The organism is Kitasatospora sp. NPDC086791, assembly GCF_040685975.1.
Taxonomy (GTDB): Bacteria; Actinomycetota; Actinomycetes; order Streptomycetales; family Streptomycetaceae; genus Kitasatospora.
The window spans coordinates 108,157-129,088 of record NZ_JBFBOC010000016.1; the positions used below are offsets into that span (position 1 = coordinate 108,157).

Annotated in this window: 16 protein-coding genes; 5 read left to right on the forward strand and 11 right to left on the reverse strand. The window is 72.0% G+C overall.

From position 1 onward, the window contains the following. Window positions 1-157: 157 nt before the first annotated feature. On the reverse strand, window positions 158-1,669 hold the full coding sequence (gene dop, locus AB0Q99_RS21750) for a depupylase/deamidase Dop (protein ID WP_363574156.1): 1,512 nt from the start codon (window positions 1,667-1,669) through the stop codon (window positions 158-160). Between the two features lie 228 nt (window positions 1,670-1,897). Then, window positions 1,898-3,664 carry a proteasome ATPase gene (arc, locus tag AB0Q99_RS21755; RefSeq protein ID WP_363574159.1) on the reverse strand — a complete coding sequence of 589 codons (1,767 nt, stop codon included), beginning with the start codon at window positions 3,662-3,664 and terminating at the stop codon, window positions 1,898-1,900. 284 nt (window positions 3,665-3,948) lie between these two features. Between arc and AB0Q99_RS21760 the strand changes: the two genes are divergently transcribed. After that, complete coding sequence (locus AB0Q99_RS21760) at window positions 3,949-4,254, forward strand: ferredoxin (RefSeq protein WP_363574161.1); 306 nt, start codon at window positions 3,949-3,951, stop codon at window positions 4,252-4,254. An 11-nt stretch (window positions 4,255-4,265) separates the two neighbouring features. On the opposite strand, the gene AB0Q99_RS21765 is transcribed toward AB0Q99_RS21760, so the two are convergent. The 3 genes from AB0Q99_RS21765 to AB0Q99_RS21775 all read right to left on the reverse strand — a co-directional run bounded on the left by AB0Q99_RS21765 (window position 4,266) and on the right by AB0Q99_RS21775 (window position 7,335). Then, complete coding sequence (locus AB0Q99_RS21765) at window positions 4,266-4,931, reverse strand: hypothetical protein (protein ID WP_363574163.1); 666 nt, start codon at window positions 4,929-4,931, stop codon at window positions 4,266-4,268. A 139-nt stretch (window positions 4,932-5,070) separates the two neighbouring features. After that, the gene (locus tag AB0Q99_RS21770; protein WP_363574165.1) at window positions 5,071-6,030 is read right to left on the reverse strand and encodes a tRNA (adenine-N1)-methyltransferase; all 960 of its coding nucleotides are present in this window, start codon (window positions 6,028-6,030) and stop codon (window positions 5,071-5,073) included. Window positions 6,031-6,123: 93 nt separating this feature from the next. Beyond that, on the reverse strand, window positions 6,124-7,335 hold the full coding sequence (locus tag AB0Q99_RS21775) for a site-2 protease family protein (protein WP_363574167.1): 1,212 nt from the start codon (window positions 7,333-7,335) through the stop codon (window positions 6,124-6,126). Window positions 7,336-7,503: 168 nt separating this feature from the next. Here AB0Q99_RS21775 and AB0Q99_RS21780 point away from each other — a divergent pair, with 168 nt between their 5' ends. After that, entirely contained in the window at window positions 7,504-8,412 is a 909-nt protein-coding gene (locus AB0Q99_RS21780) for a RecB family exonuclease (protein WP_363574169.1), read from the forward strand. After that, window positions 8,412-9,083, forward strand: a complete 672-nt coding sequence (locus tag AB0Q99_RS21785) for a response regulator transcription factor (RefSeq protein WP_363574171.1) — start codon at window positions 8,412-8,414, stop codon at window positions 9,081-9,083. Before AB0Q99_RS21780 ends, AB0Q99_RS21785 begins: the two co-directional genes overlap by 1 nt. Window positions 9,084-9,205: 122 nt before the next feature. Here AB0Q99_RS21785 and AB0Q99_RS21790 read toward each other — a convergent pair whose 3' ends face one another. The 3 genes from AB0Q99_RS21790 to metH form a co-directional block, all read right to left on the reverse strand. Continuing rightward, entirely contained in the window at window positions 9,206-10,810 is a 1,605-nt protein-coding gene (locus tag AB0Q99_RS21790; protein ID WP_363574172.1) for an ABC transporter substrate-binding protein, read from the reverse strand. Window positions 10,811-11,056: 246 nt separating this feature from the next. Next, window positions 11,057-11,761 (reverse strand): HAD family phosphatase, encoded by a 705-nt coding sequence (locus AB0Q99_RS21795; RefSeq protein ID WP_363574174.1) that lies wholly within the window; start codon window positions 11,759-11,761, stop codon window positions 11,057-11,059. Window positions 11,762-11,914: 153 nt separating this feature from the next. Beyond that, window positions 11,915-15,427, reverse strand: a complete 3,513-nt coding sequence (gene metH, locus AB0Q99_RS21800) for a methionine synthase (RefSeq protein ID WP_363574176.1) — start codon at window positions 15,425-15,427, stop codon at window positions 11,915-11,917. A 143-nt stretch (window positions 15,428-15,570) separates the two neighbouring features. Here metH and AB0Q99_RS21805 point away from each other — a divergent pair, with 143 nt between their 5' ends. Then, window positions 15,571-16,665 carry a hypothetical protein gene (locus AB0Q99_RS21805; protein WP_363574178.1) on the forward strand — a complete coding sequence of 365 codons (1,095 nt, stop codon included), beginning with the start codon at window positions 15,571-15,573 and terminating at the stop codon, window positions 16,663-16,665. Between the two features lie 28 nt (window positions 16,666-16,693). Here AB0Q99_RS21805 and AB0Q99_RS21810 read toward each other — a convergent pair whose 3' ends face one another. Continuing rightward, window positions 16,694-17,209 carry an SRPBCC family protein gene (locus AB0Q99_RS21810; RefSeq protein ID WP_363574180.1) on the reverse strand — a complete coding sequence of 172 codons (516 nt, stop codon included), beginning with the start codon at window positions 17,207-17,209 and terminating at the stop codon, window positions 16,694-16,696. A gap of 356 nt (window positions 17,210-17,565) precedes the next feature. Between AB0Q99_RS21810 and AB0Q99_RS21815 the strand changes: the two genes are divergently transcribed. Next, window positions 17,566-18,519 carry a PAC2 family protein gene (locus AB0Q99_RS21815; RefSeq protein WP_363574182.1) on the forward strand — a complete coding sequence of 318 codons (954 nt, stop codon included), beginning with the start codon at window positions 17,566-17,568 and terminating at the stop codon, window positions 18,517-18,519. 113 nt (window positions 18,520-18,632) lie between these two features. Here AB0Q99_RS21815 and mshC read toward each other — a convergent pair whose 3' ends face one another. Together mshC and AB0Q99_RS21825 are read right to left on the reverse strand one after the other, a co-directional pair. After that, the gene (gene mshC, locus AB0Q99_RS21820; protein ID WP_363574184.1) at window positions 18,633-19,862 is read right to left on the reverse strand and encodes a cysteine--1-D-myo-inosityl 2-amino-2-deoxy-alpha-D-glucopyranoside ligase; all 1,230 of its coding nucleotides are present in this window, start codon (window positions 19,860-19,862) and stop codon (window positions 18,633-18,635) included. 187 nt (window positions 19,863-20,049) lie between these two features. Then, window positions 20,050-20,880: a carbohydrate-binding protein gene (locus AB0Q99_RS21825; RefSeq protein WP_363574186.1), complete on the reverse strand. Its 831-nt coding sequence runs from the start codon at window positions 20,878-20,880 to the stop codon at window positions 20,050-20,052. Window positions 20,881-20,932 lie beyond the last annotated feature (52 nt).

Sequence of the window (20,932 nt, forward strand, 5' to 3'; positions counted from 1 at the left end):
CACGGTTTGGTCGGTCGGATCGTTGCCGGTTGGCACCGACCCTATACACAAGGTGCGACTGCCGCTCCCGGTTTGCCGGTGGCGCTTCCTGTCCAACACCCGCTGCCACCCCGGATGATTCCCATTCGGCGGACGTTCACCCGTGGTGATCGAAAAGTTACCCGCCGGCCAGCACCCGGAGCAGGTCCTCCGCCGTGCGGCAGCGGTCCAGCAGCTCCTTGACGTGGTTGCGGGTGCCGCGCAGCGGTTCCAGGGTGGGCACCCGCTGCAACGAGTCCCGGCCGGGCAGGTCGAAGATCACCGAGTCCCAGGAGGCCGCCGCGACGTGGTCCGCGTACTGCTCCAGGCAGCGCCCGCGGAAGTACGCCCTGGTGTCCTCCGGCGGCTTGGAGACGGCCCGCTCGACCTCGTCCTCGGTGAGCAGCCGCTCGAAGCGTCCGCGGGCCACCAGGCGGTTGTAGAGGCCCTTCTCGGGCCGTACGTCGCTGTACTGGAGGTCGACCAGCTGCAGCCGCGGGCTCTCCCACCCCAGGGCGTCCCGGCTGCGGTAGCCCTCCAGGATCTCCCGTTTGGCGATCCAGTCCAGCTGCCTCGACAGCGACATCGGGTCGCGCTCCAGCCGGCCGAGGACGTCCTCCCAGCGCGTCAGCACGTCCACCGTCTGCTCGTCCGCGTCGGTGCCGAAGCGGTCCTCGACGTACTTGCGGGCCAGCTCGAAGTACTCCAGCTGGAGCTGGACGGCGGTGAGTTTGCGCCCGTTGCGCAGGGTGATCAGGTGTTTGAGGGTCGGGTCGTGGGAGACCCGGTGCAGGGTGCGCACCGGCTGGTCGACGGCGAGGTCGGAGGCGATGAAGGAGTCCTCGATCATCGACAGGACCAGCGAGGTGGTGCCCAGCTTGAGGTAGGTGGAGATCTCGGAGAGATTGGCGTCCCCGATGATCACGTGCAGCCGGCGGTACTTCTCGGCGTCGGCGTGCGGTTCGTCCCGGGTGTTGATGATCGGCCGCTTGAGCGTGGTCTCCAGGCCGACCTCGACCTCGAAGTAGTCCGCCCGCTGGCTGATCTGGAAGCCGTGCGCAGAGCCGTCCTGGCCGATGCCGACCCGGCCCGCGCCGGTGACCACCTGGCGGGAGACGAAGAACGGGGTCAGGTGGCGCACGATGTCGGCGAACGGCGTCGCCCGCTTCATCAGGTAGTTCTCGTGGGTGCCGTAGGAGGCGCCCTTGTTGTCGGTGTTGTTCTTGTACAGGTGGATGTTCTGCCCGTTGGGCAGCTCCAGCGCGCGCTGCGCGGCCGCCGCCATGATCCGCTCGCCGGCCTTGTCCCAGAGCACGGCGTCGCGCGGGTTGGTCACCTCGGGCGAGCTGTACTCGGGGTGCGCGTGGTCCACGTAGAACCGGGCCCCGTTGGTGAGGATGACGTTGGCCAGGCCGATGTCCTCGTCGGTCAGCTGGCTGGCGTCCGCCACCTCGCGCGCCAGGTCGAAGCCCCGCGCGTCGCGCAGTGGATTCTCCTCCTCGAAGTCCCAGCGGGCCCGCCGTGCCCGGTGCATCGCCGCCGCGTAGGCGTTGACGATCTGGGACGAGGTGAGCATGGCGTTGGCGTTGGGGTGCCCGGGCACGGAGATCCCGTACTCGGTCTCGATGCCCATCACGCGCCGTACGGTCATGCGGCCCTCCTTGCCCGGTGCGCCGCCCCCGGCGGGCGGAACACGCTGACGTACCGCTGAACAACACCGGCGCCGGCCATCTGCCCGCGGACGGTGGGTCGAGCCTAGGACCCGGCGCCGACCGGCGGGCCCCGAGACGCGCCGTCCGGCTGCGGGGCCGCGAGGCGCCACAGCCGGACGGTGTGCGTACAGCTCCGGGGACCGCCACCGGCCCGGGTAACCGTGTGCTTACAGGTACTGCCCCGTGTTGGCGACAGTGTCGATCGAGCGGCCGGACTCGGCGCCCTGCTTGCCGGTGACCAGCGTGCGGATGAAGACGATCCGCTCGCCCTTCTTGCCGGAGATGCGGGCCCAGTCGTCCGGGTTGGTGGTGTTCGGGAGGTCCTCGTTCTCCTTGAACTCGTCCACGCAGGCGGCGAGCAGGTGGGAGACGCGCAGACCGCGCTGACCGTGGTCGAGGAAGTCCTTGATGGCCATCTTCTTCGCCCGGTCGACGATGTTCTGGATCATCGCGCCGGAGTTGAAGTCCTTGAAGTACAGGACCTCCTTGTCACCGTTGGCGTAGGTGACCTCCAGGAAGCGGTTGTCCTCGGTCTCGGAGTACATCCGCTCCACCACCGACTGGATCATCGCGGCCACCGTGGCCCCGACGGAGCCGTCGTGCTCCTTGAGGTCGTCCGGGTGGAACGGCAGCGAGTCCTTGAGGTACTTGGAGAAGATGTCCTTCGCGGCCTCGGCGTCCGGGCGCTCGATCTTGATCTTGACGTCCAGGCGGCCGGGCCGCAGGATCGCCGGGTCGATCATGTCCTCGCGGTTCGAGGCGCCGATGACGATGACGTTCTCCAGGCCCTCCACGCCGTCGATCTCGGCCAGCAGCTGCGGGACGATGGTGTTCTCCACGTCCGAGCTGACGCCGGAGCCGCGGGTGCGGAACAGCGACTCCATCTCGTCGAAGAAGACGATGACGGGCGTGCCCTCGCTCGCCTTCTCCCGGGCCCGCTGGAAGACCAGGCGGATCTGCCGCTCGGTCTCGCCCACGTACTTGTTGAGCAGCTCGGGGCCCTTGATGTTGAGGAAGTAGCTCTTCCCCTGCGGGCGGCCGGTGACCTCGGCGACCTTCTTGGCCAGCGAGTTGGCGACCGCCTTGGCGATCAGCGTCTTGCCGCAGCCGGGCGGCCCGTAGAGCAGGACGCCCTTGGGCGGGCGCAGCTCGTACTCCTTGAAGAGGTCGGCGTGCAGGTACGGCAGCTCGACCGCGTCGCGGATCTGCTCGATCTGGTTGCTCAGGCCGCCGATCTGGCGGTAGTCGATGTCCGGGACCTCTTCGAGGACCAGCTCCTCGACCTCGGCCTTCGGCACCACCTCGTACACGTAGCCGGAGCGGGGCTCCAGCAGCAGGGCGTCCCCCGACCGGATGGTGAGCTCGCGCAGCGGTTCGGCGAGGCGCACCACGCGCTCCTCGTCGGTGTGGCCGAGTACCAGGGCGCGCTCGCCGTCCTCCAGGACCTCCTTGAGGGTGACGATCTCGCCGATGCGCTCGAAGGCCATCGCGTCCACGATGTTGAGGGCCTCGTTGAGCATCACTTCCTGGCCGCGCCGCAGCTCGTCGAGGGCGACGTTGGGGCTGACGTTCACGCGGAGCTTGCGCCCGCCGGTGAAGATGTCCGCGGTGCCGTCCTCGTTCGCGTCGAGGAAGGTGCCGAAGCCGGCCGGGGGCTGTGCCAGCCGGTCCACTTCCTCCTTGAGGGCCACGATCTGGTCGCGGGCCTCGCGCAGGGTGGAGGCGAGCCGTTCGTTCTGGGCGGACACGCCCGCCAGGTTGGTCTGGAGCTCGACGATCCGCTCTTCGAGGATTCTCGAATTGCGCGGCGAGTCGGCGAGCTTGCGGCGCAGCACGGCGATTTCCTGCTCAAGGTACGAGACCTGAGCGGCCTCGTCGGAACCACGAGCGGGCCTGCCGGTGCTGCGGTTGTAGTCGTCATCGTGGGCTGCCACGGTCCTCACCTCCTCCGGGGAGCTGGACGCTTCCAGACCCTACCTGGGACCAGGGGTCCGTAAACCCCTAGATCAAGAAAGATGGAACGGGCGTGTCCGATCTTCGCCCCAGCGTGCTTCCCCTCTGCTAAGGGGATACCCACCGCGCACCGCCCAAAGCGGGCCAGATGTATCGTCGAGCGAAGTGATATCCGATCGGGACCGCACCGCGGGGTCCGATCGTTGTACGAATGGCGGGATTGCGCCCAGAAATGGGCGACCCGGGACAGAAACGGCAGGGGACCATGTCGGTGACCGACGAGACCGCGGCGGCGACCGAGGAACTGGAGGTGTGGATCGACCAGGACCTGTGCACCGGCGACGGCATCTGCGTCCAGTACGCACCGGAGGTCTTCGAGCTCGACATCGACGGCCTCGCCTACGTGAAGGGGCCGGACGACGAGCTGCGCCAGCAGCCCGGGGAGACCGCCCCGGTGCCGCTGACGCTCCTTCAGGACGTGGTGGACTCGGCCAAGGAGTGCCCCGGCGACTGCATCCACGTGCGCCGGACCGCGGACCGGGTCGAGGTGTACGGGCCGGACGCGGAGTAGGCGCCCACGGCTCAGGCCTGGGCGATCGGGGCGGCGGTCTGGGCGCGTTCCCAGCCGCCGCCCTTGCGCGTCCAGGTGAGGTCGAGTGAGATGTCGGGCCGGAAGCGCGGCACGTCCTCGCTCGAATACCCCTGCGCGTGGCCGGTGATGGCGCCGTCGGAGCGCACCGCGAGCCGGCTCACGGTGAGGTTCTCGCGTTCGGTGAGCAGGGTGGCCAGCACGGTCGGGTGGTTGCCGGGGCCGAAGCCGAGCAGGAAGACCGCGTCCGGCGGGGTGCCGGTCTCGGCGGCGCAGTGCGCGGCGACCACCGTGCCGGGGTGGCCGTCGCCCAGCTCGACCGGCACGCTGAGCGCCGCCTTGACCGGGAACGGGCCGCAGTCGAGCGGGAGTTGGGTGGCGGCCGGATCGGGGGCGGCGCTCGCGGCGAGGGCCCTGGGCGTGCTGTGGACGGGCACTGGCACCGGAGTGCCGGTCGCCGGGGAGGCGGCGAGGGCGGCGCCCACCACCGCGCCGCTGCCGGCCAGGGCGAGGGCCCAGTGCCAAGGGGTGGTGCGCACGTGCTCGGGCCGGGTCCGGCCCCGCGGTGTCTGCTGTCCTGCCGTCGCCGTCGTCCCGACCGCGGTCTCCACCAGGCGTCCCCTCCAGAGCTCCAGGAGCTGGTCTGCGTGAGCGAGCATCGTCCCACACGGCACGCCCCGGCTCGCCCGCGGGGAGCGGGTCGCGGGACGGGCCGGAGGACGGGCCGCGGGACCGGGCCGGGCACGGCGAAGGGGTGGCACGAGATCGCTCGTGCCACCCCCGGGGTGGTGTGCGGGCTCAGCCCAGGTCGGGCTGGTCGTCCTCGACGGCCCGGGCGGCCTTGCGGGCCGCGGCGCGCTCCTGCAGGCTCGGCTCCGGCGCACCGTTGTCGTAGTCCTCGCCGTACGCGCCCTTGGCCGGACGGCGGCGGCGCAGCGGCGGCTCCACGCCGTCCGCCAGGCGGCGGGCGGTGAGCAGGAAGCCGGTGTGGCCGATCATCCGGTGGTCCGGGCGGACGGCCAGGCCCTCCAGGTGCCAGGTGCGGACCATGGTCTCCCAGGCCTGCGGCTCGGTGAAGGTGCCGTGCTCGCGCAGCGCCTCGACGGTCCGCGACATCTGCGTGGTGGTGGCCACGTAGCAGCAGATGAGGCCGCCGGGGACGAGCGCCTCGGAGGCGACGTCCAGGCACTCCCAGGGGGCCAGCATGTCGAGGATGACCCGGTCGACGTCGGTCTCGACCAGGTTGTCCTGGAGGTCGCCGACGGTGAGCTTCCACGCCGGGTGCGGCCCGCCGAAGTAGCGCTCCACGTTGCCCTGGGCGATGTCGGCGAAGTCCTGCCGGCGCTCGTAGGAGGCCAGCATGCCGTGCTCGCCGACGGCGCGCAGCAGGTACATGCTGAGCGCCCCGGAGCCGACGCCGGCCTCGATCACGCGGGCACCCGCGAAGATGTCGGCCATCGCCAGGATCTGCCCCGCGTCCTTGGGGTAGATCACGGCGGCGCCGCGCGGCATGGACAGGACGTAGTCGGGGAGCAGGGGGCGCAGCGCGAGGTACGGGACGTTCCCCGTGGTGCGCACGACCGTGCCTTCGGGAGCGCCGATCAGCTCGTCGTGCGGGAACGCACCCTTGTGGGTGTGGAACTGGTTCCCGGCCTGGAGCGTGAACGTGTAGTGGCGACCCTTGGGGTCGGTCAGCTGGACCTGGTCCCCGACCTGGAAGGGCCCGCGTCGGCGGGCGGCACCGGTCGGTTCGGACATGCGGCCAATCCTAAGGGAAGCGGGCCGCCCCGCCTCACCGGGCCCTGGGCCCGCCCGCCGTCCCACCGGCACCGTCGGCACCGCCGACGCGCGTCACCGTCCGGAGACGGCGGCGGTCAGCCGCTGCTCGATGTCGCTGAGCGCGGCGACGCCGTACACCCGGCCGTCCGCCTCGACCACCAGGTACTCCCCCGCCGGGGTGGCCTGGACGGCCCGCAGCAGGTCCTCGCCGCGCAGGTCGGCGTCCAGCCGCAGCCCGGGTTCGAGGTCGCGGGAGAGCGCGCCCACGGCCACCCAGGGGCGCCGGTGCTCGGGGACGGCCCGGACCGCGGACTCGCGCACGATGGCGATCGGCTCGCCCCGGCCGTCCACCACGACCACCGCCCCCGCCTCGGCCTCGCGGGCGCGGCGCATCGCCTCGCCGAGCGGGGTGTCGGCGGTGACCTCGACGGCCCGGCGGGCGAGGTCGCGCAGCCGCAGCCCGGGCAGCGCCTCCTTGAGCCGGGCGTTGCGCACGCTGCCGGTGGCGCCGTTCCAGATGATCGCGGCCAGCACGGCGGCCAGCACCGCGTCCACCAGGGTGTCGGTGGTGGTGCGCTCGACCCCGCGGGCCGCGCTGACCAGCGGCAGGCCGATCAGCACGACGATCGCCAGCGCCCGGCCGACCCAGGCGGCGGCCACCGTGCCGGTCATCGGCTTGCCGGTGACCGCCCAGACGACGGCGCGCAGCATCCGCCCGCCGTCCAGCGGCAGGCCGGGCAGCAGGTTGAAGGCGGCGACGACCAGGTTGGACACCATCAGGCCGGTGAGCAGCACCCCGGGCACGGAGGACAGCTCCACCGCCCGCATCGCGAGGTAGAACACCCCGCCGAGCGCCAGCGAGAGCAGCGGGCCGACGAAGGCCAGCCAGAACTCGCGCCAAGGCGTGCTCGCCTCGTTCTCGATCTCGGAGACGCCGCCGAAGAACTGCAGCTGGATCCGCCGCACGCCGAGCTTGTAGCGCAGCGCGACCAGGGTGTGGGCGAGCTCGTGCACCAGGACGGAGGCGTAGAAGGCGACCGCGAAGGAGAACGCGACCAGGTAGCGGGCGCCGCCGAGGCCGGGCAGCACGTCGTTCAGCTGCCCGCCGAACACCCAGGTGATCAGCGCGGCGATGACGAACCAGGAGGGGGTGACGTAGATCGGCACGCCGAAGGGCCGGCCCATCAGGAGGCCGCCGCGGCGCTCCGGCGGCTGCCCGGCCGGGCGCCCGCGGTCGTCCTGCGGTGGCTGGTCGGAGGTCTGCTGCCCCCTGCTGTCGCTCACCGTCATCCCTTCGGTCGTCGCCCCCGTCGTGCCCCGGTGCGCCCACGCTACGTGATCGTGGCGCTCCGCGGCCGCGCGCCCCTCCTGCTGCCTTCATACCCACTGTGCGCGTCCCGGTGGCAGCACCGTGGCAGCGGGATGACAGCGAAGGGCAATAGGGTCGTAGCCATGCAGCAGACCGACACCACCAGCGCCACCGGGGCCCCGGTGCGCCCGGCGGCGCCCCCGACCGGCCTGTCCCCGTCCCGGGCGGGGGACTTCCTCACCTGTCCCCTGCTGTACCGGCTGCGGGTGATCGACCGGCTGCCCGAGCCGCCGAGCTCGGCGGCGACCAGGGGCACCCTGGTGCACGCGGTGCTGGAGCGGCTGTTCGACAGCCCGGCGGCCGAGCGTACGCCGGAACGCGCGCTGGGCCTGTTGCGCCCGCAGTGGGAGCGGTTGCTCGGTGAACGGCCGGAGCTGGGCTCGTTGTTCCCGGACGACCCGGACGGCGCGGCGCTCACCCGCTGGCTGGCGGACGCCGAGAAGCTGGTCGGCCAGTGGTTCCGGCTGGAGGACCCGACCCGGCTGCACCCGGTGGAGCGGGAGCTCTACGTGGAGACGGCCCTGGACTCGGGGCTGCTGCTGCGCGGCTACATCGACCGGGTGGACGTCGCCCCGACCGGTGAGGTCCGGCTGGTCGACTACAAGACCGGCCGGGCGCCCTCGCGGGACTTCGAGGGCAAGGCGATGTTCCAGATGAAGTTCTACGCGCTGGTGGTGTGGCGCTGGAAGGGCGTGATCCCCAAGCGCCTCCAGCTGGTCTACCTCGGCGGCGGCGGGGACGTGGTCAGCTACGACCCCGACCGGGCCGACCTGCTCGCGGTGGAGCGCAAGCTGCAGGCGCTGTGGGAGCGGATCGGGCTCGCGGTGGCCACCGGGGACTTCCCGGCCACCCGCAACCGCCTCTGCGACTGGTGCGACCACCAGGCCAGCTGCCCGGAGTTCGGCGGCACCCCGCCGCCGTACCCCCTTCCGCTGGCCCGTAGGTCTGATGAAGACGATCCCACGGGGGATCCGATGAGCAAGGAGTCCTAGTGACGATCCGAGTGCTGCTGGTCGACGACCAGCCGCTGCTGCGCACCGGTTTCCGGATGATCCTGGAGGCCGAGTCCGACCTGGTGGTGGTCGGTGAGGCCGGCGACGGTCAGCAGGCGCTGGACCAGGTCCGGGCGCTGCAGCCCGACGTGGTGCTGATGGACATCCGGATGCCCAGGATGGACGGCGTCGAGGCGACCCGCCGGATCGCCGGCCCGGGGCGGGACGGCCCGGCCAAGGTGCTGGTGCTGACCACGTTCGACCTGGACGAGTACGTGGTGGAGGCGCTGCGCGCGGGTGCCAGCGGCTTCCTGCTCAAGGACGTGCCGGCCGAGGAGCTGGTGCAGGCGATCCGGGTGGTCGCGGACGGCGCGGCGATGCTGGCGCCGAGCATCACCCGCCGACTGCTGGACATGTACGCCACCAAGCTGCCCTCGGGCGACGAGGCGCCGCCGCAGGCGCTGAGCGCGCTGACCGACCGTGAGCTGGAGGTGCTGAAGCTGGTGGCGCGCGGGCTGTCGAACGCGGAGATCGCGGCCGAGCTGTTCGTCAGCGAGACCACCGTGAAGACCCACGTCGGCCACGTGCTGACCAAGCTCCAGCTGCGCGACCGGGTGCAGGCGGCGGTGTACGCCTACGAGAGCGGCCTGGTGCGTCCGGGCGCCCTGTAACGGCCCGCGGCGGCCCGCCGCGGGCCGCTGACGGCGCGCGGACGTGACGGCGGCCCGTCCGCTCCCCCGTGGCGACGAGGGGAGCGGACGGGCCGCCGACGTGTGTGCGCCCGCCGGTCGCGCTACTTGCCGGTCCGGCCGATCTCCCAGAAGCGGAAGACGCCGGTGGTGTCGACGGTGGACTCGACCCCGGTGACGTACGAACGGGCCGCGTAGAAGGCCTTGTTCTGGTACAGCGGGATCAGCGGCACGCTCTCGGCCTCGATCTGCTGGATCTGCCCGTAGCCGGCCGCGGCCGCGCTGCGGTCGGCCTGCTTGAGGCCCTCCGGCACCAGCTTGCCGCTGATCCGCGGGTCGTCCCAACCGTGGTGGTAGGCACCGCCGTTGACCAGCAGGGGGGCGATGTAGTTGTCCGGGTCCGGATAGTCGGCGAACCAGCCGATGACGTAGGCCTGGTACTTGCCGTCGGCCCAGCCCTTCTTGAAGGCCTCCCAGTCCGGCTCCTGCTGGACCGTGACCTGGAACAGGCCGCCGGCCTCCAGCTGCTTCTTCAGCGTGTCGGCCTCGTTGCTGCCGGCCCGGGAGCGGGACCAGGTGAGGGTGAGCTTGACCGGGGTCTGGACCTTGGCGTCGGTCAGGATCTTCTTGGCCTTGCCCGCGTCCTGGTCGCCGTAGCGGTCGAAGAAGGCGGTGGTGTGGCCGGAGACGCCGGCCGGGACCATCGCGTACAGCGGCTGGACGGTCCGGGCGAAGACGTCGCGGGCGAGCGCCTTGCGGTCCATCAGCTGCGCGGCGGCCTGGCGGATCGCGACGTTGCCGCCGACCGGGTCCTTGGTGTTGAAGACCAGCGAGCGGGTGTCGTTGCTGTCGCCCTCGGTCACCTGCAGGTCGGTCTTGCCGCCCTGCTGGTCGGAGCGGATCTGCGCGGCGGTGTTCGGTTCCAGGCTGTTGTCGGTGAGGTCGACGTCGCCCTTGTCCAGCGCGGCCTTCAGGTCGTCGGCCTTGTCGAAGTACCGGACGGTGAACTTGCTGTTGCGCAGCTTGGCCTCGCCGCCGTACTTGTCGTTCGCCGACAGCGCGACCTTGCCGATCTGCTTGCCGCCGCCGTCGTTCTCGACCGAGTCGATGCGGTACGGGCCGGAGCCGACCTGCTTGTCGTTGGGCAGCGCCTTGTCGGCCGGGTAGACCTGGTGGTCGACGATGGCGCCGGCCGGGCTGGCCAGCTTGGCCGGCAGGGTGGCGTCGGGCGCGGCGAGGTGGAAGAGCACCTCGTTGTCGCCCTTGGCCTCGACGGACTTGATCGAGGAGAGCAGCGAGGCCGGGCCGTTCTCGTCGTTGATCTTCTTGACCCGGTCGATCGAGAAGACGACGTCCGCGGCGGTCAGCGGGTGACCGTTCGAGAACTTCTGCCCGGGCCGCAGGGTGCAGTGGTACTCGGTGGCCTCGCCGCCGGTGAACTCGCACGACTGCGCGGCGTCCGGGCTCGGCGTGCTGGCGGCCGCCGGGAAGGCGAGCAGCGACTGGAAGGTGTTGCGCAGGATCAGCCAGGAGCCGGAGTCGTAGGAGGTCGCCGGGTCCAGCGTGCCGGTCAGCTGGGCGGTGCCCATCGTGATCGACTTGCCGCTGTCCCCCTTGACGGCGTCGGTCACCGATCCGCAGCCGGCCACCGTCACGGCGACCAGAGCGGCACAGCCGAGTACGGCGAGGCGTTCACCTGAAGTCTTCACGGGGCGCGTCCTTATCGGTGGCACGAAACCCGAGTAGCGTGCCATATCGAACACGCACGACCGATACCCGTGCAGGTGACGTTTGGGACACGGCGGTTCGGGGCATCTCCGCGCGCGCCCGACGAGATGTCAGCCGATGCCCTTTTTCTCCCCCGATGCCCCCGGGTCGGAGTCCCGCCGAGCCGTGTACCGGCCGGTAGGCCGCCGCCGCAATGAGATGACAATCACACCCTTGCTGGCGGACCCTCAGACCCGCGAGGCGACCAGCGAGCGCAGCAGATCGAGGTCGACCTGTTCCAGCGAGGGCAGCACCAGCCGCCCGGGGGCCGGCTCGATCGCCGCCACCGAGGGCACCGCGATCACCGGGCAGCCGGCCGCCTCGCCGGCGCTCACCCCGGTCGGGGTGTCCTCGACCACCACGCAGCGGGCCGGCTCGGCGCCCAGCCGGCGGGCCGCCTCCAGGTACGGGTCCGGGAACGGCTTGGTGCGCGGCACCTCGTCCCCGCCGATGGTGAAGGCGAAGTGGTGGGCGCCCAGCGAGCGCAGCACGATGTCGATCACGTGCCGGTGCGAGGCGGACACCATGGCGGCCGGGATCCCGTGCGCGGCAAGGGTGTTGAGCAGACGCTCGGCACCCGGCATGAGCGGCACGCCGCCGGCCAGCAGGTCCACGAAGCGCTGGTTGACCAGCACGCCCAGGTCGGCCGGGGCGATGTCCACCCCGGTCCGGGCGACCAGGTAGTCCATCACCCTGGTCATCGGGCCGCCGACCACGTGGGCGCGGTCCGCCTCGTCCAGCTCGTGGCCCAGCTCGGCGAAGAGCGTGACCTCGGCCTGCCACCAGAAGTCCTCGGTGTCCACCAGCGTCCCGTCCATGTCCAGCAGCACCGCCTGCAGACCGCGGTCGTCCCCGTGGTCCAGGACACGGGTGGCGGTGGGACTGGTGGTCATGGCGGGATCCTTCCGACGGTTTCCCCGCGAGCGTCCTCGGCGCACCTCGGGGATGGCACGGGCCGGCCCGCTGGTGAGCGGACCGGCCCGTTCAGGATCATCCAGGATACGCCCGCTTCGTCCGGAAAGAGCGAACGGAGCAGAACGGAGGGGTTACCGCGCGTTGAAGTACTTCGCCTCCGGGTGGTGGATGACGATCGCGTCGGTGGACTGCTCGGGGTGCAGCTGGAACTCCTCGGAGAGCACCACGCCGATCCGCTCCGGCTTCAGCAGCTCGGCGATCTTGGCGCGGTCCTCCAGCTCGGGGCAGGCCCCGTAGCCGAGCGAGAAGCGGGCGCCCCGGTACTTGAGCGCGAACATGTCCTTGACGTCCTGCGGGTCCTCGCCGGAGAAGCCCAGCTCGTAGCGGACCCGGGCGTGCCAGAACTCGGCCAGCGCCTCGGCCAGCTGCACCGAGAGGCCGTGCAGCTCCAGGTAGTCCCGGTAGGAGTTCCCGGCGAACAGCTCGTTGGCCGCCTCCGAGATCCGGTTGCCCATGGTGACCACCTGCAGGCCGACCACGTCCCGCACGCCGGCCTCCTCCGGGCGGAAGAAGTCGGCCAGGCAGAGCCGGCGGCCGCGGCGCTGGCGCGGGAAGGTGAAGCGGGTGCGCTCGGTGTCGTCCTCGTGGAAGACGATCAGGTCGTCGCCCTTGGAGTTGGCCGGGTAGTAGCCGTAGACCACCGCGGCCTCCAGCCAGCCCTCGGTCTGCAGCCGGTCCAGCCAGGCCCGCAGCCGCGGCCGGCCCTCGGTCTCCACCAGCTCCTCGTAGGACGGCCCGTCACCGTTGCGGGCGGCCTTCAGGCCCCACTGCCCCTTGAACAGCGCGTCCTCGTCCAGCCAGGAGGCGTAGTCGGCGAACGGGATGCCCTTGACGATCCGGTCGCCCCAGAACGGCGGGGTGGGCACGGCGTTGTCGACGGCGACGTCGGAGCGGATCTGGCCGAGGTTGACCTCCGGCTCCGGCTCCGCCACCTCGACCCGGGCGTGCCGGCGCTGCTTGAGTTCCGGCAGGGTCGCGCCGGGCACGCCGCGCTTGACCGCGATCAGCGCGTCCATCAGCCGCAGGCCCTCGAAGGCGTCCCGGGCGTAGCGGACCTCGCCCTCGTAGATCTCGTGCAGGTCCTGCTCGACGTAGGCCCGGGTGAGCGCGGCGCCGCCGAGGATCACCGGGTAACTGGAGGCCAGCTTGCGCTGGTTGAGCTCCTCCAGGTTCTCCTTCATGATCACGGTGGACTTCACCAGCAGGCCGGACATCCCGATCACGTCCGCCTTGTGCTCCTGCGCGGCGTCCAGGATCGCCGAGACCGGCTGCTTGATGCCCAGGTTGACCACGTTGTAGCCGTTGTTGGACAGAATGATGTCGACCAGGTTCTTGCCGATGTCGTGGACGTCGCCCTTGACGGTGGCCAGCACGATCGTGCCCTTGCCCTCGCTGTCGGACTTCTCCATGTGCGGCTCCAGGTGGGCCACCGCGGTCTTCATGACCTCGGCGGACTGGAGCACGAACGGCAGCTGCATCTGGCCGGAGCCGAAGAGCTCGCCGACCACCTTCATGCCGGCCAGCAGGGTGTCGTTGATGATCTCCAGCGCGGGGCGCCCGGTCAGCGCCTCGTCCAGGTCGGCCTCCAGGCCGTTCCGCTCGCCGTCGATGATCCGGCGCTGCAGCCGCTCGTCCAGCGGGAGCGCGGCCAGCTCCTCGGCCTTGGAGGCCTTGACCGAGGCGGCGGAGACGCCCTCGAACAGCTCCAGCAGGCGCTGCAGCGGGTCGTAGCCGTCCCGGCGGCGGTCGTAGACCAGGTCGAGGGCGGCCTCGCGCTGGTCCTCGGGGATCCGGGAGATCGGCAGGATCTTGGAGGCGTGCACGATCGCCGAGTCCAGGCCGGCCTCCACGCACTCGTGCAGGAAGACCGAGTTGAGCACCACGCGGGCGGCCGGGTTGAGGCCGAAGGAGATGTTGGACAGGCCGAGCGTGGTCTGCACCTTCGGGTGGCGGCGCTTGAGCTCGCGGATCGCCTCGATGGTCTCGATGCCGTCCCGGCGGGACTCCTCCTGGCCGGTGGCCAGGGTGAAGGTGAGGCAGTCGACCAGGATCGAGCCCTCGTCGATGCCGTAGTCGGCGGTGAGCTCGGCGATCAGCCGCTCGGCGATCTCCACCTTGGTGTCGGCGGTGCGGGCCTGGCCCTGCTCGTCGATGGTGAGCGCGATCAGGCCGGCGCCGTGCTCGCGGGCCAGCGAGGCGATCCTGCCGAAGCGCGAGTCCGGGGCGTTGCCGTCCTCGTAGTTGACCGAGTTGAGCACCGCGCGGCCGCCGAGGGCCTCCAGGCCGGCCCGCAGCACGGGCGGCTCGGTGGAGTCCAGCACGATCGGCAGGGTGGAGGCGGTGGCCAGGCGGCCGGCGATCTCCTTCATGTCGGCGACGCCGTCGCGGCCGACGTAGTCCACGCAGAGGTCCAGCAGGTGGGAGCCGTCCCGGATCTGGTCGCGGGCGATCTCCACGCAGGCCTGCCAGTCGCCGGCCAGCATCGACTCGCGGAACTTCTTCGAGCCGTTGGCGTTGGTGCGCTCGCCGATCGCGAGGTACGAGGTGTCCTGGCGGAACGGCACCGCCTGGTACAGCGAGGCCGCCGAGGGCTCGGGCTGCGGCTCGCGCGCGGTGACCGGCCGGCCCTGGACCCGCTCGACCACCTGGCGCAGGTGCTCGGGCGTGGTGCCGCAGCAGCCGCCGACCAGCGAGAGGCCGTACTCACGGGTGAACACGTCGTGCGCGTCGGCCAGTTCGGCCGGGGAGAGCGGGTAGTGGGCGCCGTCCTTGCCGAGCACCGGCAGGCCCGCGTTCGGCATGCAGGACAGGCCGATCCGGGCGTTCTTGGCCAGGTAGCGCAGGTGCTCGCTCATCTCGGCCGGGCCGGTGGCGCAGTTGAGGCCGATGTAGTCCACGCCGAGCGGCTCCAGCGCGGTGAGCGCGGCGCCGATCTCGGAGCCGAGCAGCATGGTGCCGGTGGTCTCCACCGTGACCTGCACCAGCACCGGCAGGTCCAGCCCGGCCTCGGCCAGGGCGCGCTTGGAACCCAGGATGGCGGCCTTGGTCTGCAGCAGGTCCTGGCTGGTCTCGACCAGCAGCGCGTCGGCGCCGCCCGCGATCAGACCGGCCGCGTTCTGCTGGAAGCCCTCGCGCAGTGCCTCGTACGGGGCGTGGCCGAGGGTCGGCAGCTTGGTGCCGGGGCCGATCGAGCCGAGCACCCAGCGGGTGCGGCCGTCGGCGGCGGTGTGGGCGTCGGCCACCTCGCGGGCGATCCGGGCGCCGGCCTCGGAGAGCTCGAAGACCCGCTCGGGGATGTCGTACTCGCCGAGCGCGGCGAAGTTGGCGCCGAAGGTGTTGGTCTCCACGCAGTCCACACCCACGCCGAAGTAGGCCTCGTGGACGGAACGGACGATGTCGGGCCGGGTGATGTTGAGGACCTCGTTGCAGCCTTCGAGGTTCTGGAAGTCCTCCAGCGTCGGGTCCTGCGCCTGGAGCATGGTGCCCATCGCACCATCGGCGACCACCACTCGGGTGGCGAGCGCTTCACGCAGAGCGTTCGCTCGGCTCTGCTGGGTGACGGACGGGTCGGCTGCAGTGGCCATGGGGCTTCTCCCTGGTGCGACGGCTGTCGGCTTTGCACCCCCGCTGACTCGGGGACGCACGTGGCCAGCGTATCCGGCCGACGGGTCCGCTCGCGGACTCATTCCGTATCCTGAGCGTTCGACCGCAAGGGGGGAGCAACCGGGTGGCGAGTTCGAGGAGCCGCGTGCGGCGGATCGGCGGGGGCCTGACGGCCCCGTTCCGGGCGCTGCGCGACCGCTGGCGACGATGGTCCCGGTGGCGCCGGGCCCTGCTGGTCCTGCTGCTGGTGGCGGCCGTGCCGGTCACCGCGCTGGGCTCGCTGTTCGTCTCGATCCGACTGCACTACACGGGTGAACCGGCCGCCGAAGCCCGCACCCGGGGACGGGACGCGGTCTGGCTCGGCCACGCCTGGGTGGACGGCCGCAAGACCGAGGCCGACGTCGAGGCCCTCGCCCGGCAGCTCTCCGGCACCGGCGTCCGCGACCTCTACGTGCACACCGGCCCGCTGGAGCACGACGGCTCGCTGCCGCCCGCCGTCCACCCGCGGGCCCGCTGGTTCACCGACACCGCGCACCGGGCGCTGCCGGGCGTGCGACTGCAGGGCTGGCTGGGCGACGAGGTCAAGCCGGAGCGGGACGCCCTGGACCTGGAGGACGCCCCGACCCGGGAGCGGGTCGCCGCCTCCGTCGGCCAGGTGCTGGACCAGGGCTTCGACGGCGTGCACATCGACATGGAGCCGATCCACCCCGGCTCGGCCGGCTGGCCGGCCCTGCTCGACCGGGTCCGCCCGGTCACCGCGGCCCGCGGCGCGAAGCTCTCGGTGGCGGCCCCCCAGATCGACCCGGTCCCGGGCCTGCACACGGCCGGCATCCTGCTCACCGGCCACGGCAAGTGGTGGGACCAGGCGTACTTCGCCGAGACCGCCCGCCGGGTCGACCAGATCGCCGTGATGACCTACGACACCTCGATGCCGACCGAGCCGCTGTACGGCGGGTACGTCGCCCAGCAGACCGAGCTCGCCCTGCGGGCCACCCCGGCCGACGTGGACCTGCTGATCGGCCTGCCGTTCTACTGGGACGACAAGTGGGGCCACTGGGGTGACGCCGAGACCGTCGAGGCGGCCGTCCGCGGCGTCCGGCTGGGCCTGGGCCGGGAGGACCTGCGGCGGCCGAACTTCGGCGTCGCGCTGTACGTGGACTTCGCCTCGACGCCCGAGAACTGGGCCGCGTACCGGCGTGGCTGGGTGGACGTCCGGTAGCGGCTGGGCGGACGTCCGGCAGCCGCCGTCAGCCGGCCAGCCGGTGCGCCAGGGCGCCCAGGTAACGGTGGACGGTCGCGTCCTCGCCGGTCAGGTAGTGCGAGACGGCCCGGTACACCGGCCGGCGGACCTCGCCGCGCTCGGTGATGGTCAGCGAGCAGCCCGGACCGGCCGGGGTGAGCACGTACGTCCAGGTGCCGCCGTACGGCAGGTCCGGGTCGGCCACGCCGGTGACCAGCCGGTGCGGGGCCTCGCTCGCCACCACTTCGAAGGTGGTGTGCCCGTGCCGGTCGTACTCGCGCCAGCGCACCCGGCCGCCGGCCGCGGCGGGCAGCCGCTCGACGTGGGTCAGGCCCGGGCGCCAGGCCGGGTAGAGCTCGATGTCGGTCAGCACGTCCCAGACCGCGCCGGGTGGCTGGGCGAGTTCGAGTCCGCCCTCGGTGACGTGCTCCACCGGCAACCGGCGCCCGGCCCGGTCCGCCGCGAGCAGCGCGGCGCCGACGAGCGCGGCCGCACCCGCGCCGGTCCACAGCCATCGGTTCATCGGTGTCGGCCCCTTCCACCCGGCCCCCGCCCGTTCATCATCGCGCCGCCGGGCCGGCCCGGCACGCCCGTCGCGCTGCGCCACCGGTCGGACGCGCTCCGCGCCGTCCGCTCCGCTGACCGGCCGTCAGCCGTCGGGGCCCGATATCCGTTGGATCGGGGCGGCCGGCTCCCCCGGACTGTCCCGGTGCCCGGCCGCTGTGCGCATCAAAGCCCGTAGGCTGGGCAGGTAGGGACCATGGGGCGAGGCGTTCCATGGGAGACGAGAGGTTCGACAGTCGGCAGCCGGCCCGTCGGCGCCCAGGCGACCCGGCCGGGGCGGTACCGGTCCTGCCGCCGACCGGAGGGAGACGCTGGGTGATCGAGCTGGAAGATGTTCCCGAGTTGATCGACCCGGTCATGGTCTGCGCCTTCGAGGGCTGGAACGACGCGGGTGACGCCGCCTCCGCGGCTCTGGCGCATCTGGACGAGACCTGGGGCGGCAAGGTGTTCGCCGCCCTGGACGCGGAGGACTACTACGACTTCCAGGTCAACCGGCCCACGGTCTGGATGGACGGCGGCATCCGCCGGATCACCTGGCCGACCACCCGGCTCTCGGTGATCCGGGTGACCGAGCCGACGACCCGGGACGTCGTGCTGGTCCGCGGCATCGAGCCGAGCATGCGCTGGCGCTCGTTCTGCAACGAGCTGCTGGGCTTCGCGCACGAGCTGGGCATCGAGCTGGTGGTGATCCTGGGGGCGCTGCTCGGCGACACCCCGCACAGCCGCCCGGTCCCGGTCAGCGGGGTCACCTCCGACCCGGACCTGGCCCGCCGGCTGGACCTGGAGGAGAGCCGCTACGAGGGCCCGACCGGCATCGTGGGCGTGCTCCAGGAGGCCTGCACGCACGCCGGGGTCCCGGCCGTGACGCTCTGGGCGGCGGTGCCGCACTACGTCTCGCAGCCGCCGAACCCCAAGGCGACCTTGGCCCTGATCAACAAGCTGGAGGACCTGCTGGACCTGCGCATCCCGCCGGGCGAGCTCGGCGAGGACGCCCGGGCCTGGCAGCTCGGCGTGGACCAGCTGGCCGCCGAGGACAGCGAGGTGGCCGAGTACGTCCAGCAGCTGGAGGAGGCGCAGGACACCGCGGAGCTGCCGGAGGCCTCCGGGGACGCCATCGCTCGCGAGTTCGAGCGCTACCTGCGCCGCCGGGAGAACGTCGGGCCGACCGGCGAGAAGCCGGTGTCCGGGCACGCCACGGCGGAGCGGCCGGCCGAGCCTGAGGCGCCGGGCCCGGCCCGGGAGAGCCAGGACGGCTCCGAGGAGGAATAGGCACCCGCAGCGCCGAAGGGGCGTCAGGACGACCGGGGTTCCGGCGGTCCTGACGCCCCTTCGGCGTGCCGTGCGGGTGGCGCGGTTGGTGCGGGTGCTGCGGGTGGCGCGGGCTACAGCGCGACGCCGAGCAGGGCGTCCACGGTGCGGGTCACCAGACCGGGCGCGCCGATGTCGGTGCCGCCCTCGGCCTCCTGCCGCTCGGCCCAGCGGTCGACGGCGGCCAGGGCGGCCGGCGCGTCCAGGTCGTCCGCGAGCGCGGTCCGGACCTCGGCGAGCAGCTGCTCGGCCGACGGGCCGTCGGGCCGGGAGACCGCGGCGCGCCAGCGGGCGAGGCGCTCGACGGCCTCGTCCAGGACGCCCTTGGTCCACTCCCAGTCCGAGCGGTAGTGGTGCGAGAGCAGCGCCAGGCGGATCGCCGCCGGGTCGACGCCGTCGCGGCGCAGCGCCGAGACGAAGACCAGGTTGCCGCGGGACTTGGACATCTTGTGGCCGTCCAGGGCGACCATGCCCGCGTGCACGTACGCCTTGGCGTACGGGTGCGCACCGGTGGCGACCTGGGCGTGCGCGGCGCCCATCTCGTGGTGCGGGAAGGAGAGGTCGCTGCCGCCGCCCTGGATGTCGAAGGACATGCCGAGGTACTGCAGCGCGATGGCGACGCACTCGATGTGCCAGCCGGGGCGGCCGTGGCCGAGCTCGGTGTCCCAGGCGGGCTCGCCGGGGCGGGCGGCCAGCCAGAGCAGGGCGTCCAGCGGGTTGCGCTTGCCGGGGCGGTCCGGGTCGCCGCCGCGCTCGGCGAAGACCGGGCGCATGGCCTCGCGGGTGAGGCCGGAGACCTCGCCGAAGTGCGGGTCGGCGTCGACCGAGAAGTAGATGTCGCCGTCCACCTCGTACGCCGCGCCGGCGGCCAGCAGCTTCTGGACGATCGGGACGATCCACGGGATGGACTCGACGGCGCCGACGTAGTGGGCCGGCGGGAGCAGGCGCAGCGCGGTCATGTCCTCGCGGAACAGGGCCGTCTCGCGCTCGGCCAGGGCCGTCCAGTCCTGACCGGTCTCGACCGCGCGCTGCAGCAGCGGGTCGTCCACGTCGGTCACGTTCTGGATGTACAGGACGTCGTGGCCGGCGTCCTTCCAGACGCGCTGGACCAGGTCGAACGCGTTGTAGGTGGCGGCGTGGCCCATGTGGGTCGCGTCGTAGGGGGTGATGCCGCAGACGTAGATCCGGGCGGTGCCGTCCTGCGGCACGACCTCGCGGACCGTACCCGCTGCGGTGTCGTGGATACGGAGGGGGAGACCCTGACCAGGCAGGGCGGGAACCTCGGAGGCGGGCCAGGCATGCATGGAAACAACTTTAACCTTGCGAACATTTGAAAGCCTAACCAGTAGACAAGATCGACTGGATTCGCTTCTTGCCGTTGCCCGACCGCTTCTCGACTGGTAATGCACGAATTCCCGGACAGGGGTGAGCGCCCGGCCGGCCCTGCCGCCGACCGGGCACCCGGCTCCCCGGGGAACGCGGCCGGAGCCGCTACGACCGCTGCCAGAGGGCCGGCACGTTCGGCGGCTCCCAGCCGACCAGGGCGGTGTGCGCCTGGAGGCAGACGTAGGAGACGCCGGAGTAGGTGACGCGGTCGCCCGCGCGGTAGGAGGCGCCCGGGGCCCAGCTGCCGCTCGGCGGCGTGGTGGGCGTCCCGGTGGGGGTGGCGGTGGGCGTCGGGCTCGGCGTGCCGGGGGTCTGCGGCACGTTCAGCACGAAGTCGTAGCTGCCCTCGCGGACGTTGCCGTTCTGCCGGACGTTCATCAGCAGCCGGGCGTCGTAGATGGTGTCGGTGTTGTTGCGCGGCTCGCCCGGGAAGTACAGCTGGGTGGTGACGATCCGGCGGCCGGGCGCCTGGAGCTTCACGTGGATGTGCCGGGTGCGGCCCGGGTAGAGGCCGGGCACGATGGTGTCCAGCTTGAACGCGCCGTTGGCGTCGCTGAACTGGTGGCCGCGGAAGGTGTAGCCGGAGTTGTCGTAGGTGCCGCTGTCGTCGGCCTGCCAGAAGTCCAGCAGTGCGCCGGAGATCGGCCGGCAGGCCAGGCCGAAGACGTAGCCGCTGACGACCAGCCGGGTGCCCGGGCCGTCGTCGACCATGGAGCTGCGCAGCGGGGAGTCGGGCTTGAAGTAGGGGCCCTCGGTCTGCTCGATCGTGGGGGCGTCGCCGTCGTGGCAGTCGGGCGTGAGCTCCGGGGTCCGGCCGGTGCCGGCCTGCTCGCGGGCCAGGGCGACCCCGCCGCCGACCAGCAGCGGGGCGGCCCCGAGCACGGCGGCGGCTTTCAGTACGGTCTTGCGGCTGATCATGCCGTCGGGCTCGGGCATGCGCCGTCTCCTTCTCGTGAGGCGGGGGGGTGGGGGAGGCCCTTGCCATGGT